This is a genomic window from Comamonas avium, assembly GCF_014836675.1.
In the GTDB taxonomy this organism is placed as follows: Bacteria; Pseudomonadota; Gammaproteobacteria; order Burkholderiales; family Burkholderiaceae_C; genus Comamonas; species Comamonas avium.
The window spans coordinates 64,416-79,024 of sequence record NZ_JACSQK010000005.1 but is presented as its reverse complement, the minus strand read 5'-3'; the positions used below and the strand labels follow the sequence as shown (position 1 = coordinate 79,024).

Annotated in this window: 14 protein-coding genes and 1 pseudogene; 7 read left to right on the top strand and 8 right to left on the bottom strand. The window is 51.2% G+C overall.

The window, feature by feature from the left end:
* The first annotated feature begins 2 nt into the window (after positions 1-2).
* Entirely contained in the window at positions 3-365 is a 363-nt protein-coding gene (locus tag H9646_RS18715; RefSeq protein WP_225214129.1) for a DUF202 domain-containing protein, read from the top strand.
* Positions 366-605: 240 nt separating this feature from the next.
* Here H9646_RS18715 and ychF read toward each other — a convergent pair whose 3' ends face one another.
* A complete protein-coding gene (ychF, locus tag H9646_RS10555; protein ID WP_191723338.1) occupies positions 606-1,700 on the bottom strand; it encodes a redox-regulated ATPase YchF in 1,095 nt (364 codons plus the stop codon).
* 153 nt (positions 1,701-1,853) lie between these two features.
* Between ychF and H9646_RS10550 the strand changes: the two genes are divergently transcribed.
* Both H9646_RS10550 and H9646_RS10545 read left to right on the top strand, forming a co-directional pair.
* On the top strand, positions 1,854-2,984 hold the full coding sequence (locus tag H9646_RS10550; protein WP_191723337.1) for a tyrosine-type recombinase/integrase: 1,131 nt from the start codon (positions 1,854-1,856) through the stop codon (positions 2,982-2,984).
* A gap of 226 nt (positions 2,985-3,210) precedes the next feature.
* Complete coding sequence (locus H9646_RS10545) at positions 3,211-4,254, top strand: DUF6602 domain-containing protein (RefSeq protein ID WP_191723336.1); 1,044 nt, start codon at positions 3,211-3,213, stop codon at positions 4,252-4,254.
* A gap of 39 nt (positions 4,255-4,293) precedes the next feature.
* On the opposite strand, the gene H9646_RS18710 is transcribed toward H9646_RS10545, so the two are convergent.
* Entirely contained in the window at positions 4,294-4,368 is a 75-nt protein-coding gene (locus H9646_RS18710) for a helix-turn-helix domain-containing protein (protein ID WP_404813102.1), read from the bottom strand.
* Between the two features lie 95 nt (positions 4,369-4,463).
* Entirely contained in the window at positions 4,464-4,904 is a 441-nt protein-coding gene (locus H9646_RS10540) for a recombinase family protein (protein WP_225214128.1), read from the bottom strand.
* Positions 4,905-5,318: 414 nt separating this feature from the next.
* On the opposite strand from H9646_RS10540, the gene H9646_RS10535 reads away from it, so the two are divergent.
* Together H9646_RS10535 and H9646_RS10530 are read left to right on the top strand one after the other, a co-directional pair.
* Entirely contained in the window at positions 5,319-6,029 is a 711-nt protein-coding gene (locus H9646_RS10535) for a recombinase family protein (protein WP_191723335.1), read from the top strand.
* 157 nt (positions 6,030-6,186) lie between these two features.
* On the top strand, positions 6,187-7,098 hold the full coding sequence (locus tag H9646_RS10530; protein ID WP_191723334.1) for a hypothetical protein: 912 nt from the start codon (positions 6,187-6,189) through the stop codon (positions 7,096-7,098).
* 1,175 nt (positions 7,099-8,273) lie between these two features.
* Here H9646_RS10530 and H9646_RS10525 read toward each other — a convergent pair.
* From H9646_RS10525 to H9646_RS10505, 5 genes and pseudogenes are all read right to left on the bottom strand, one after another.
* Positions 8,274-10,175 (bottom strand): DUF2075 domain-containing protein, encoded by a 1,902-nt coding sequence (locus H9646_RS10525; RefSeq protein ID WP_191723333.1) that lies wholly within the window; start codon positions 10,173-10,175, stop codon positions 8,274-8,276.
* A complete protein-coding gene (locus H9646_RS10520; RefSeq protein ID WP_191723332.1) occupies positions 10,175-10,564 on the bottom strand; it encodes a nucleotide pyrophosphohydrolase in 390 nt (129 codons plus the stop codon). The genes H9646_RS10525 and H9646_RS10520 overlap by 1 nt, the downstream gene beginning before the upstream one ends.
* Before the next feature lie 299 nt (positions 10,565-10,863).
* Positions 10,864-10,965: pseudogene (locus H9646_RS10515) on the bottom strand (GTPase); the annotation flags it as partial.
* A gap of 277 nt (positions 10,966-11,242) precedes the next feature.
* A complete protein-coding gene (locus H9646_RS10510) occupies positions 11,243-11,542 on the bottom strand; it encodes a hypothetical protein (RefSeq protein ID WP_191723331.1) in 300 nt (99 codons plus the stop codon).
* A 50-nt stretch (positions 11,543-11,592) separates the two neighbouring features.
* Positions 11,593-12,480, bottom strand: a complete 888-nt coding sequence (locus tag H9646_RS10505) for an MOSC domain-containing protein (RefSeq protein ID WP_191723330.1) — start codon at positions 12,478-12,480, stop codon at positions 11,593-11,595.
* Positions 12,481-12,588: 108 nt separating this feature from the next.
* Between H9646_RS10505 and H9646_RS10500 the strand changes: the two genes are divergently transcribed.
* Positions 12,589-13,728, top strand: a complete 1,140-nt coding sequence (locus H9646_RS10500) for an FAD-dependent monooxygenase (protein WP_191723329.1) — start codon at positions 12,589-12,591, stop codon at positions 13,726-13,728.
* Between the two features lie 80 nt (positions 13,729-13,808).
* Positions 13,809-14,522: a DsbC family protein gene (locus H9646_RS10495; RefSeq protein ID WP_191723328.1), complete on the top strand. Its 714-nt coding sequence runs from the start codon at positions 13,809-13,811 to the stop codon at positions 14,520-14,522.
* Positions 14,523-14,609: the final 87 nt, after the last annotated feature.

Below are 14,609 nucleotides of genomic sequence, written 5' to 3'. Positions count from 1 at the left end.
CAATGAGGTGCGCCAGACATACCTCAAGCACCCCCTCGCCAAGCCAGGACACGGGGCTCCAAGCGCAGCGCACCGCACTATCCTGGAGTCGGACAGGCTTGGCAATCTTTGCCAATGCACTGCTTGCATTGCGATCAGGCTGGATTCACCAGGAAATGCCGATCACCGCCATGGGATTGATACTGCTTACTGCGGCAGGTGCAGTCCTGGCCTACGGCGCGTTTCGGCAGCAGCACATGCTCTGCGGCGCGGATTCGATCGCGGTGCCCGCGATGCCCATGGCTGCAACTTGCGTCAGCGTACTCGTAGCATGTGCTACTGCAATAGCCTCAATGCTTCTATCGCTTTCCTCCTGCACACATTGAGGAGACAACATGCACCCGAGCGAGCAAAGCCCAGACTTGGACGTACGGCACTGCGAGCCATTCAACTTGGCGCTGCCCTTCCAGTCTCCGTATCCACTTTTAAATGCGGGAATACAGCAACCACTCCCACCAACGCAACCACTTCAATAAAACACAGCAAATAAACTAAAAAACCCAGTAAATCATTAACTTACTGGGTTTCAAGAAGCCTCACAGAACCCGTGAGGCAATAGATCAACGTTAGACGTTGAACAAGAAGTTCAGAACATCGCCATCCTTGACAATGTATTCCTTGCCTTCAGCGCGCATCTTGCCCGCGTCCTTGGCGCCTTGCTCGCCCTTGAAGGCAATAAAGTCATCAAACGCAATGGTCTGCGCACGGATAAAACCGCGCTCAAAATCACCGTGAATCACGCCGGCAGCTTGGGGTGCAGTAGCTCCCACACGCACGGTCCAGGCGCGCACTTCCTTGACGCCTGCGGTGAAGTAAGTTTGCAGGCCCAGCAGCTTGAAGCCGGCACGGATCAGGCGGTTCAAACCGGGCTCTTCCAGACCCAGCTCTTGCAAGAACATGTCGCGGTCTTCGTCTTCCATCTCCGACATTTCCGCTTCAATCTTGGCGCAAATGGCGACCACGGGTGCACCCTGCGCATCGGCATAGGCCTTGAGCTTGTCCAGCAAGGGATTGTTCTCAAACCCGTCTTCGGAGACGTTACCCACAAACATGGCCGGCTTGGCCGTGATCAAGCAAAAAGGCTTGAGCAGGGGTGCATCTTCCTTGGAGATTGGTACCGAACGCGCTGGCTTGCCTTCATTGAGCGCTTCCAGGATGGGCGTCAGCAGCGAAACCAGCTTGGCGGCTTCCTTGTCGTTGCCTGAGCGGGCAGCCTTGGTGTGGCGATGGATCGCTTTCTCCACCGTGGCCATATCAGCAAGGCACAGCTCGGTCTGAATGACTTCAATGTCAGCGATCGGGTCCACCTTGTTGGCCACGTGGATCACATTGGGGTCTTCAAAGCAACGCACTACGTTGACGATGGCATCGGTTTCACGGATGTGAGCCAAAAACTGATTGCCCAGACCTTCGCCCTTGGAGGCGCCAGCCACCAAACCGGCAATATCCACAAATTCGACAATTGCAGGGACCACGCGCTCGGGTTTCACAATTTCGGACAGTTGATCCAAGCGAGGATCAGGTACTTCCACTACGCCGGTATTGGGTTCAATCGTGCAAAAAGGGTAGTTCTCGGCGGCGATGCCCGCCTTGGTCAGGGCGTTAAAAAGTGTGGACTTGCCGACGTTGGGCAGGCCCACGATGCCGCATTTGAGGCTCATGGATTTTCCTTAAATATCAATGCACTATCGAGCACCACACCATCGTGGCCGAAGTGCCCGATCCGCATTGCAGCGAATCTGGTTCTTTTGAAGAGATGTGACGTAGACGCTCTGTTTTTGCAGAGTTTTGTGCCAGTTTTGTCACTGAAATCTATGCCGATTGTAATGATCAGCGAATCTCTGCTGGTGAGGGACGGATTGCGGCCCGGGGTAATCCTGCGTGACCGAGTGCTGTGCGGGTTCTGTGTGAAGGTTGGCGCACGCACCAAGACCTTTCAAGTTGCTACTAGCGTGCGGGGTAAGCAGTTCCGATGCACCTTGGGACGCTGGCCCCTGATAAGCGTTGAGGAAGCCCGAGATCGGGCCATGGCACTATTAAGAGAGTGCCGACGTGGTGTATTTCCAGAGCGTCCTGATAAAGCGTTCAAAGCACTTCCTACGCTTGCAGAGGTGCTACCCGCTTACTGTGATGCCAAGAAACTCAAAGAGACCAGCCGTAAGCGCTACGACTCGTTCTTCCGCACGCACTTTGCCGAATGGCTACAACGGCCTGTGGACGACCTGCGCCACCCCACCTTTGCGGAGCACTGCCATCAGTTCGCACAGACCAAGGGGGCTGCGCTGGTTGAGTTCGGTCGTGGCGTGATAGGTGCGCTTATCAAATATACAAATGCTGTGCATGGCTTGGAGTTGGCTACCCCCTTCACCAAGCTGGCCGCCGCAGGCCTGATGCCCGAACGTGCAAAGCCCAGACCAAGAACGCTAGAGGTCAGCGACCTACCTGCATGGAAAAGTGCAGTGGATACCTTGCCTGAGCCTCAGCGGGATTGCTTGATGCTGCTGCTGTATACCGGCCTACGGCGTAGTGAATGCGCAGGACTAACGCGTGAGCAGGTCGATTTCGAGAAAGGGCTGATCACCATACCGATGACCAAGAATGGCAAGCCTCATAGGCTTCCCATAACGCCACTGATGGATGCCATCTTGCGCCGCCGCTGTAAGGGTCTAGCAGCGCCACAAACGCTTTTCAAAGGGGTCAGCGTGGAACACCTTGCCGAGATGGCAATACGCGCAGGAGCGCCGAAGTTCATGCTTCACGATCTTCGCAAGCTGCATGCTTCTGTCGGTAAGGCTCAAGGCATCCCGGATTCCGTGCTGCGTCGAATCCTCAACCACACACCGCCCAAGTCAGACACACTCAACCGCCACTATGTTGCTGTGGAGTTGACAGCAGTTTCGGCAGAACTAGTGAGAATTCAGGCTGCCGTGCAGTCCGCAAGTTAGGGAAACGATGGAGCGAATGATGGGATGTGGCACACACTTTTGAGCTACTAAAAATCCCTGTCATACAGACTAAGACCCCAGATCAAGTTAGAGCTTATGCTACACCCTTGTGGCACACGCAGCGCTGTAATTTTAGGCATTTATGCTTCGACGTATTTTTCACACTTACACTTAAACCGATAAAACAGCGCTGCACAAAAATTAATAAATTTATCAAGAAATAATTATGCAAGACCACGAGTTGCACGGATATATCAGAAGTTATTCCAGAAGAATTGCTGAAGACTATGAAGCAATTAATAAAAGGGTAAAAGAAGATCCCGGAACGGCAGGGGATCAAGGAGAAATATCTTGGCAAAAGCTACTTGAAGACTGGCTACCTGAAGGCTATACCGTAGTCACGAAAGGGAGAATTCTTGGCGCAAATGGGCTAGCGAGCCCACAAATTGATTTAATAGTTCTCAAGCCGAACTATCCTAAATTCTTAAAAACAGAGAAATATTATTTATTTAATGGCGTTGCAGCAGCATTCGAGTGCAAAATAAATATCAAATTAAGTCATTTTGATAAAATATTTCAAACTTCTAAAAAAATAGCAGAGCTAGAAACAAACAAATATAACAAGGCATCGTCTGAAATAATTTCACCCATTATATATGGCGTGCTTGCACATACGAGTGACCTTAGGGGTAATATTGATGAAAAAATAAAAAAAATAGATGAGAAGTTAGTCCAAGTTGCAAAATCAACTTCAACACATCCTCGTGATCTTCCTGAATTATTGTGCATAGCTGATTTAGCCTCGTGGAGGGTTGCTCATTGTTTAAAATCAAAACTCCTCTTTCAAGAAAAAACAGAAGAAGAGCGTCGATTAAAAGCTGATTATTTTAAAAAAATCAGCAGCCACCCATGCATATTAGATATTGATAGAGGAAATTATAGAGAACTGGTTTTTGAGCGCCCTCATAGTTCATTCATCACTCTCTATGCCCCGCCCTTAAACAATAAGGGTGAAGAAAATAATTACGCGAAATTTTACACTCCTTTAGGATCATTTATTGCAAGTTTTTACGACAAGATGTCTTATAGAGATAAGAATTTGTTAGAGATAGTTGAATACTTTAAATCTGTTCATATTCCATATTCTTCTGGAGGTGTCAGCTCTTTTACTACAGATTTGGTATGGAGTAGAGAAATAATTAGCGAGGAAAATTGGGCGAAATTAAAAAATAATTTTCGTGAATCTGATCTGAAGGAGATATATTTTTAGAGTGAGAAATTCTCATTAAACAAACCTCTAATTTTCAATTTAAACCCTTTCACGTAATCTGCTGAGGGTGCTCCGGCTACACCCTGTGGCCTTTTGAATCTCGCTCCACGTCATCCCCCTTGGACAACATGGACACGATGACGGCATTACGCTCTGCATCCTCCCTGCGCCCCTTGTAAACCCTTTCCGTCTTCGCCTTAGCTATACCCTCAGCCTGACGGCGGCGGCGGTCTGTGTAGTCCTTGCGAGCAATCGCAGCCAGCATGTCCAGCATGCATCCCATTCACCGCGGCCAAGATACGTGCCGTAGTCTCGTCAGTGCTTGTCATGCACTGCCATGAGGTCGGCAAGTCCAGCGCCACGATACGCACACCACGCGCACCAATCTCGCGCTTCAGAGCCTCCCACCAGTCCGCATCGTTCAAACGCGACAGGCGATCCACCTGCTCAATCAGTAGCACGTCCCCAGCCTTGCAGTCACTCAGCAGCCGAAACAGCTCGGGGCGCTTCAGGCTGGCCCCCGACTCATTCTCGATATACCACGCAGCCACGGTCAGCCCACGCTCTTCAGCGAAGGCCTCAAGGGCAGCGCGTGCGCGGGTAGCGTCCTGTTCTTGGGTGGAGGCTCGTAGGTAGGCGCGGACAAACATGCTTGGTTCGTTTTAGATGGTTCTTCGAAATAGGTTCGTTTTAGGTCGTAAACACCAATAAGTAGAACCAAGAAACATGGTTCTCTTAAGGTATATCCAAAAAATTAGTGACATATAAGACATTCTGAAGACAGCGGATTTTTGTGAATGCATCACATAGCCGCTTTTCCTTGTTTTCTAGGACTTCACTCCGATGCAACAAAAACACGCGAAATCTGTTGCATCTCATACGCATCTCATAGGCTTCAAAAGGAATTCCCCCCCTCGCAATCCCTTCCCCATATTGAAAACAACAATCCAAAAAGTGAGCACTCATAAAAAACAAAGAATTTTTCACTGACCAGCCATTTTTAAGCCGACTCCTTCCTATACTGGCAATGACAAACTATTAAACGGTCGTCTTGAGATTTGGTCATGCAACAGGAACGCAACACTCCATACGTCAGCTACCTCCGCGTCAGCACACAAAAGCAAGGACACAGCGGTCTGGGCCTTGAAGCTCAACAGGCTACCGTTGTGCGATATGTGCAAGACCATTACGGCACCTTGGTGCAAGAGTTCAAAGAAGTCGAGAGCGGTCGCAAAGGCATGAAGGGACGGCCAGAACTTGAGAAGGCTCTCGCCTTTTGCCGCAAGCACCGATGCGCATTGGTCATCGGCAAGCTCGACCGACTGGCACGTGACGTGCGTTTCTTTTTGGAAGTAATCGACACCTGCAAAGTCAGCATCGCATTCGCTGATCTGCCGGACGTCAATCCATCAACGGCCGAAGGCCGCATGGTGCTGGTCAGCATGGCGAACTTCGCTGAGTTTGAAGCACGGCGCATCAGCGAACGCACCAAGGCTGCACTGGCGGCAGCTAAAGCCCGTGGCCGCGTTCTAGGCAGCAAGGGGATAGACAACCTGCGCCCTAATATTGAAGAGCGCCAGCAGGCCGCAGATGCCTTTGCTGAGCGACTGCGCCACACCATGCACTCTATGCAGGATCGCGGGCTGTCGCAGCGCGCCATGGCTGCGGAGCTAAACCAGCTTGGCATCAAAACTCCGCGCGGTGGGCAGTGGTCGCTTTATCAGGTTCAGCGTTTGCTCTTTAGAGTCAATTCACTCACCACACACACGAATTAGTCACAGACTATCGGATGTCAATTATTGATTGATAATTCAATTACCCACCGAAGCTAAGTAGAGCGCTTTCTATACTGAGTCGTGACCCCTCACTTTCAATCTGTCAAACCTTGGCAATCCGAAATGTGAGCTTTCACAATCTTTTGATAGCACCAACATGCAACAGTCCAGCAGCAATGCATCCGACCAGCATCGCCTTTCCCAAACCTCTGCCGAACTTGATGAGATCAGTGACGATGTTGAGCTTGACCTCACTCTGGCTGACGGCACTAAATTTGAAATGTCATCAGGTGCGGATTCGCACACGAGCGCAATCAGCAATCGTCATGCCAACCGCGAACCGTTATTCGAATACGAAGAAGCCTTAGAGAACTATCACGCCGTCTGTCAGCAAATAAAAGTTACCGGCGACTACGAATCATCCCGCGAACGCTATCGGTTCTGCTCTTTTGAGCTGAATACGCACGGCAAGCTAGCCCCAGCTTTTAGGAAAGAGATTCAAACAGGGAAGAAACACAACGACCCAATCTTTTTTCAGATTTACCGTGATCAGATTGCCATCGACTGCCATTGGCTCTACTGCCGGAATGAGGAAGTCAATATCAACGCCAAGGACGATGATTTTGCAGATCTTGTAAACCTCAGCTCACCTTTCGACTTTGCCCTTTGCGATAAGTTTGCAGCAAAGAAATGGAAGCGAGACAACCGTGTCTTGGAATGCATGCGACTGACAGACTTCCAGCAAGTGCAACTGGCTGCACTGCAAAGCTCCGAGATGAAGTTGCGCATTGAGCACTTGGATAAGGCAATCAAAGGCGAGAAACAGCGCCTTCCTTCCCCGCGCTCTAGTTTTGAGCGAAAGCTGTCAACTTGGGAAAGGCAGTCTGCCTGCGCAAAAAAGCACCGTCCAACCTACCAAGCACTTTGGAAATTGCACATGACCCTTGGGTCCTCGCCGAGCGGACGAATGCTCAGCGAGCTTCTGGCCGTTGCACTCGGAGTGCCCCCAAAAGATCCTAAGACAGTGAAGAGCCAGCTTGACACACTTCTCAAGAAAGCCGGCGGGTAGGCGGCAGGAAGACTCAGGTGCAGAAGAATGGCCAAGATCGGGCAGTGAATCTGAAATTCACCTTTAATATCAACATATTACAAAAACTAAAACGCCATAACTACATACCGTAGAAACAGAAAAGCTCTAAATCTTTAGGAAGGCAGTGCTCGCCGCTACGCGGCTGCGCCGGGGTGGAGCTTCGCTCCCCCCGAACCTCAAGAGAGTCAATGGGTTCTAGTATGAATTCTAGCGGCTGCGGTCGCTACGCTCCCTCATCCGCGGTTACGGAGTCTGCCGGCCAGGGACTGAATAGGCCTGTGGCGCAGCCGCAGGCCTAAGCCAAGCCCCACCTACATTGAATAAAGTAGGCCTCACAGCGGCCCATTTATAAGCTCGGACAAGGGTGTGTGGAAGTGTTTAGACTCTAGGTCTGAGTCACATCTTTGTTCTGATTTTGAGGAGGCCGATGCTTCCATTCATCGGATCAGGTTGATTTACAAGGACTTCCTTGCGACGCCATCAAAAGGGGGAGTTGTTGGGCTGAAGTAACTACCGGATGCGGCCACTACGCTCCCGCACCCTCGGTTGAGGATGCTCTACAGACAAGGGGCTGAAATGGGTCTATGGCTCAGCCATAGTCCCTAGCCCAGAGCTGCACCACCCCTGTTAGTAAAACCTTCACAGCGCCCCATTTAAAGCCTCGGAGAACGCTTGAGACAGAGGCTGGTCGTCGCTGCGCTTGGCTAATCTAGGTGCTGGCTGGTGTCGGCGTTGATTGAGAGACTATGGTTCACCCATAAGGCACCAAGTCATAGCAACCAACTTGTAGATTCCAGACATCTTCTAAGGCCCACTATCACAATGTCATTGAAAGGCAATGCTGCGGCTGCGGAACTTTGCTCTCTCAGCGGTTTTCTTGCCTTTTATAGGCATGTCGATACCGGTAGTGGCCCTACGGCGCCATTACTACGAAGGTTATTTCCTGACTAAGAAAGGCCACTTACCTTCGACCAAAATCCTCCCAGACAGGCGGCCGTAAACAGGACTTCATGTCAATGGCCGTAACCATAGAGCTGCAACGTCCCCTATGGGCAACTTCAATTCAATACCCCAGAGGCACCTCCGAGAGGCTCGGACAAGGCACATCTGAAGTGAGTAGACCTTACTAGGGAGACCGATTGCGGTTTGCTGATTCATTCCTTTGAAGAAGCACTACCGTGACCTTCAAGCCTAGCCTTGAAGTAGCTACGCGTTTCGTCATCTGTGCAATATATATAGCACCCCTTAAGCCCACGAGTCATCAATGTCCGGTAAGTGTTTCGTATAACCTTATCAGCTAAGGCTTTGGTTGCGTTTGGGCTTGTTTTAACTCGGGTCTTGTAACCTCGAATCGACTGATCCATCGAAGAGCGCATTTCCGGGGCTGTAACCACCTGACCATCCCTCACGATCAAATCTGGTCCAACAATCACTCCGACATATTCGACCTCTAAACCCTGACAAGTGTGAATGCATCCAACTTGGTCAATCGATCCGGGTGTCACGATCCAAACACTGCTGTTGCTCGACAGATTCCACTGCCGCTGATAATTACCGATAACGATATCCATCTTGGAAATATCGTTTTTACTACTCCAAGGCCAGCAATACCCAGCAACCACACGAGCCTTATTCTCTATGTTTTTTGACTCTATTACTTCGTGCAGCTCCTGCGGGCTGTCGAAGATTCTGAAATCATACTGCTTACTGTCTAAAAAATGATTTGCAGTGCTACGGATACCCAATATATTGTCTAGCCAGCTGATGTAACCATCAGAGCCACTGCAACGGAACTGAGATTGCAACTCATACTCTTCGACTACAGCTCCTTTGACTTGCGCCCAGCGTCTTATCTGCGCTTTGGAACCAATGTCTTTAAACGTCACACACTGATCTTCGTCAATGAAAAATACAGTGCACTTAGCTGCATTAATCAGTTCCTTGACTTGGTTTTCACCTAAATTGCCATAAGCCCCGCTTTTCTCAGTCAAACGATGAGCCTCATCCACCAACAGAAGATCAAAAGTATTCGACTGCACCTTGTGAAAGCTGTCAGGCCCGCAAAAAAGACTGTCGAAACGACTTCGTAATGTCGACTTAGTCAGCTTCGATTTATAAACATGGCGGGGTGCTGAGTTTTTGGAAACGTAGCGTATCGCCAAATTATCGTGCAGTAACTTAACTAGCAAATTTATTGCAATAAGCGACTTGCCAGTCCCTGGCCCGCCTTCAACGATGATGACCCTATGCTTACCGGGAGCTGCCGCTTTAGCCGTTGCTCTGACCGCCTCATAGACCAATTTTTGCTGATCAATGAGAACAAACTCTTTGTTTTCTTTCAGCAGATGGTTTAGTCCCTCTATGAGAGCTTTAGAGGCTCCAATTTTTGCGTGAATAAGGGCGTGAATAACCTTACCGTTATCACCTCCATGAAGATGTTCACGCAAAAACTCCCTAAATTTCTCCAAATCACCTTTAAGGAACAGTGGTGCCTTCTGCAAATAAACGTCATAGCGTTGATCAATAATCTCCCGCTGAGTGCTTTCATAATTATGAAGAAAAGCACAAGGCACCACTTTGATGTCACCGCAAGAGACGGCCTCGTTGAAGCCTTCAAACAAGTTGGCATAAGACCATGCTTGATACGAAGGATGCGGAACATCTTGTTTACCGCCCCCCAAAACGGTTCTAACAATCGCATCCTTTTCCGTGACATCTACCGAGCTCCACTGCTTGAGCTCAATTAATATCACCTTCTTATCCCCCTCCGCTCCCAGCCCAGACAGCGAGAAATCCACACGAGACGTAGCCTGAGGAGCAAAAAGCTCAATACCCACCCCAACTGTCTCATCGAGCTGCGACCTACGTAGAACTCGGGCCATCTCGCTCAGTGAATTTTTCCAAGATGCTTGCTCACTTGGCCCAACCTTGCCACCGGTTAGTGCAACGTATCGGTCATGGATTAATGAAGAAATTTCAATTTCGTCACAGTCTTGTAGAAACTGTGCAACGGTTGATTGATAAACGAGAAGGTGTGTAGGTTTTTCTGTTTGCATCAGAGTTCGTCGTATTTCTTGCTAGAACCGTATGCACGTCCTACTGGATATTTTTCCGCGTTGATTTTCAGCTTACTGGAAACGGCGCGATTGAGATCAACACCAAGAACATCTGACAACCGAATTAGATACAACATCACATCTGCCAGTTCTTGCTCTACCTTTACTGACGCAGTCGCATCTTTGCATACGTTGCGAGACTCGTCTTCGGTCAACCATTGAAACAATTCCGTTAACTCTCCAACTTCTCCAGTCAGGGCCATCACTAAATTTTTGGGAGAATGAAACTGTCCCCAGTTTCTGTCAGCTGCGAATTTTCTCAATTCAATTTTTAATGGTTCCACATCCAACAAGGAGGCGGCTGACTTGTGGTCGCTTTGATCCGGCATTTTTCAGACTGTCGTTTAGTTGGAATTGATTATGCCAAGCAACACTGGAACCGCTAGATCTAGCAGAAGATCAACTGCTTGTGTGTTAGCAACACTTTTCTATGCTCCTGCTGGCTCAAAAGCCACTTCACGCAACGTCTTCGGACGTCTATACGAAGTCCCAAAAACACGGCCATTTTTTGTGGAAGCAAGCTAAACTCTACGGCAAAGAGTCACATCTTTGTTCTGATTTTGAGGAGACCGATGCTTCCACCCATCGGATCCAATTGATTTGCAAGGACTTCCTCAGAACGCCATCAAAAGGGATAGTTCTCGGCAGCGATGCCGGCTTTGGTCAGGGCGTTGAAAAGGGTGGACTTGCCGACATTGGGCAGGCCCACGATGCCACATTTGAGGCTCATGGAAATTCCTTTGGTATCAATGCACTACCCGGCACCACACCAGCGTGGCCGAAGTGCCCGATCCGCACTGGGCGAATCTGGTTCTATGGAGAGATGTGATGAAAAGCACTTTGCTTGGCAAAGTTTGGTGCCGGTTTGTCACAAAAATTTATGCCGATTGTAATGAGCGGCGAATCTCTGACGGCAAGGGGCAGATTGCCCCGCATCTACGTGACGGGGATACAAAGTAAAACAGCCCGCCCAAAAAAGGCAGGCTGTTGCAATCAAGGCCAGAGTCTTACTTGGCCGGACGCGGCTTGCACTGCAGCTGCAGCAGACGGTGGGTGGAACTGTCAACACTGCTGCCAGGCTCACGCAAAGGGCGAATACGCAGGTCAAGGAAACCACGGTCGCCGCACAGCATCTTCAAAGTTGCTTCGCATTTTTGCAGATCGTCGTAGCGTGTGTCGCATACCAAAGCATGCTCGTAATCAGGCTTGGCAACATAAGGTGCTGCATCTTTTGCCATGGGGTCCGTCTGTGTCGCACAACCTGCAAGAGCCAGCGCAGCGGTTGCTGCCAACATTACGAATTTCATGGGTGAACTCCTCCAAAATTGAGCAGCATCTTAACGAAGAGTGGCTGGCTTCAGTCAAATTTCAGCAGCCCGCCAACCGCCTGCCCCACCTGCAGCAGCTGGCCGGCACCCTGCGCGACTACGGCGTTCATACCAAAAGTGATAGCACCATCCAGCCTTGCATCCTGCCTGTACTGATGAATAGTGTCACCAACTTCAGGACTGGACTGAGCAGTGCGAGGGTCGATATTCGGGATCGGACAGCGAGAGCAAGGTTTGCCCATACGAATGGCCACGGGCTCAGCAGCTTGTACCCACAGCGTGTCTATATAGTCTTCTTCATGCTCAGCCAGGCCATTCAGCACAATATTGGCACGAAAGCGCACACCATCTACAACAGCATGCCCCTGTGCCTGCAACCGCTCATTGAGGGCAGCAAAAGCCGAGCTCGTCGTTACAAGCAAGGGGTAGCCGTCAGCAAACTGGTTGGGCGCTCGAATACCCCCCGTCCATTTGCTGCTGGACAGACGCTGCTGCGCTGGGTCAAAGCGGACCAAGCGGCAAGCACGTCCTAAGGCCTGACTGAACCAGCTTGCCGCTTCTGGCCCCATGTCCCAGGCATTGACGTGACAGCTCCACACCTGCACGTGCAGTTGGGGTACCTCAGTCATCCATGGCAATGCCAAAGGAATGCTCAGATCCTCCTGCCCGGGAAAACTCAGCAGCAGCTGTCCACCGTCCACATCAATGCGCGGCTGCACCCAAGCCATGTGCGCCACCTCGCGCTGTGTAACAAACACGCCCTGCTCATCCACAACCATCCACGCACGATCCCACTCCAGGCCTGTGGGCAACAATTTGGCTTGCTGTACAGAGATGCCCGCACAGGACTTGACAGGAAATACCCACAAAGCACCAACCGTGCCTGCGACGTCTGCTTGATCAAAATTGGTTGTCATGCACATATTGTGATCTGGCATCACGGGCACAGGCAAATATGCAGCACTGTTGATTTCGGGAAACCGTCCTGTCCAAACGCTTGCTCCAGCCCTCCTACAATGTGGCGCATGGCGCAAACCTTTGATGTATGTATCCGCGGAGCTGGCATTGTCGGCCGCACCTTGGCTCTTTTGCTGGCTCGAGAGCGGCTGCGAGTGGCCCTTGTTGACGCCCCTCGTTCAACCCCAGCACAGACCGACGTCAGGGCCTACGCACTGAACGCCAACTCCAAGCAAATGCTGGAATCGTTGCGAACATGGCCAGATGCCCTCCACGCCACCACAGTCAAACACATGGAAGTGCATGGCGATGTGGATGGCAGTGTGCATTTCGATGCAGGAGCCCAAGGCGTAGAAGCCTTGGCCTGGATTGTCGATGTTCCTGCTCTGGAGCAGCGACTGGCCGAGGCTGTGCGCTATCAGCCTCAGATCGAAATAGTAGGGGCGCCTGTAGATGCACCGTTGACTGCCATCTGCGAAGGTCGTGCCAGCACCACACGCACAGAATTTGGCGTGGATTTTGATGTTACCCCCTATGGGCAGCACGCCATCGCCACCCGCCTGCGCTGCGAACTGCCTCATGGGCAAGTCGCTCGCCAATGGTTCTCACCGCAAGGGATTTTGGCTTTTTTACCCCTGGATGGCGCCGACGGGCACAGCGTAGCTGTCGTATGCTCAGTCCCTCAATCTGCAGCACCCAACTGGCTGGAGCAAGACGAAGCATCGTTCACGCAGGCATTGATGGAAATTAGCCATAGCAGCCTGGGCCAGTTGCAGCTGTGCGGACCACGCATGTCCTGGCCTTTGCAGCAGGCCGTTGCCAAACGCTGGTGCGGCCCCTTTCCTGGCACCACTGAGGCACGTACCCCCACCAGCTGGGTCCTGGCCGGAGATGCTGCCCACAATGTGCACCCACTGGCGGGCCAAGGCCTCAATATCGGGCTGGCCGACGTACAGGCGTTGGCACGTATCCTCCAAACACGCGATGCTTGGCGCAGTACCGGAGATTTGAAGCTGCTGCGCCGCTATGAGCGAGAGCGCAAAGCAGGCTTGGCGCCTGTTGGCATGGCCATGGATGGCTTGCAGCAACTATTTACCCGCACCGAAGCGCCCCTGCAAACCCTCAGAAACTGGGGTTTGCGCAGTTTTGAGCGCAGCGGCTTGCTCAAAGACTGGACTGCGCGCCAAGCAATGGGTCTGGACCGCTAATTGTGCTTGGCACCAAGGGAACCTTTTGGGCCCTTTATCAACCAAGCCTTAATCGTTTTTTATTCACGGGAATCTTTGCCATGAAATTGTTAGCCGCCGCATTGTTGGCCACAGCAGCTTGGGGTAGCGCGATCGCTGCACAGCCCCAAGACCAAATTGCCAAAACCTTGGCAGAGCGCATTCCCCAGCTGCAGCAGGTCGACGAAGTCAAGCCCACCCCAATGAAGGGCCTGTATGAAGTGCGAGTCGGCACAGATGTCTTTTACTCCAACGAAACCGGCGACTATCTGATTCAGGGGGAATTGATTGACACCAAAGCACAGCGCAACCTGACGGAAGACCGTATCAACACGCTCACAGCGGTGGACTTCAAGAATCTGCCCTTAGCTGATGCCATCAAGATCGTGCACGGCAAGGGCGAGCGCAAGCTGGCAGTCTTTGAAGACCCCAACTGCGGCTATTGCAAACGTTTTGAACGTGACCTGCAAAACGTAGACAACGTGACGGTTTACCTGTTCCTCTATCCTATTTTGAGCCGTGACTCTGCTGAAAAATCGCGCAACATCTGGTGCGCTAAGGACAGCAAAAAAGCTTGGCATGAACTCATGCTGAAGGACAAAACACCTGCTGCAGCCAGCTGTGACATTGATGCCATTCAGCGTAATCTGGCTCTGGGTCGCAAACACAAAATCACGGGAACACCGACTTTGATTTTTGCAGACAATACCCGGGTGCCCGGCGCCATTCCAGCCAGCGAGGTTGAAAAATACCTGGCCGCAGCGCATAAAAAATAATACATCCTGCAGGCAGCCAAACGCTGCCTGCCTTATCTGCGGCACAGCCGCCAGGCATGCCGTGGGCTTGAACCTATCAGCAGCACC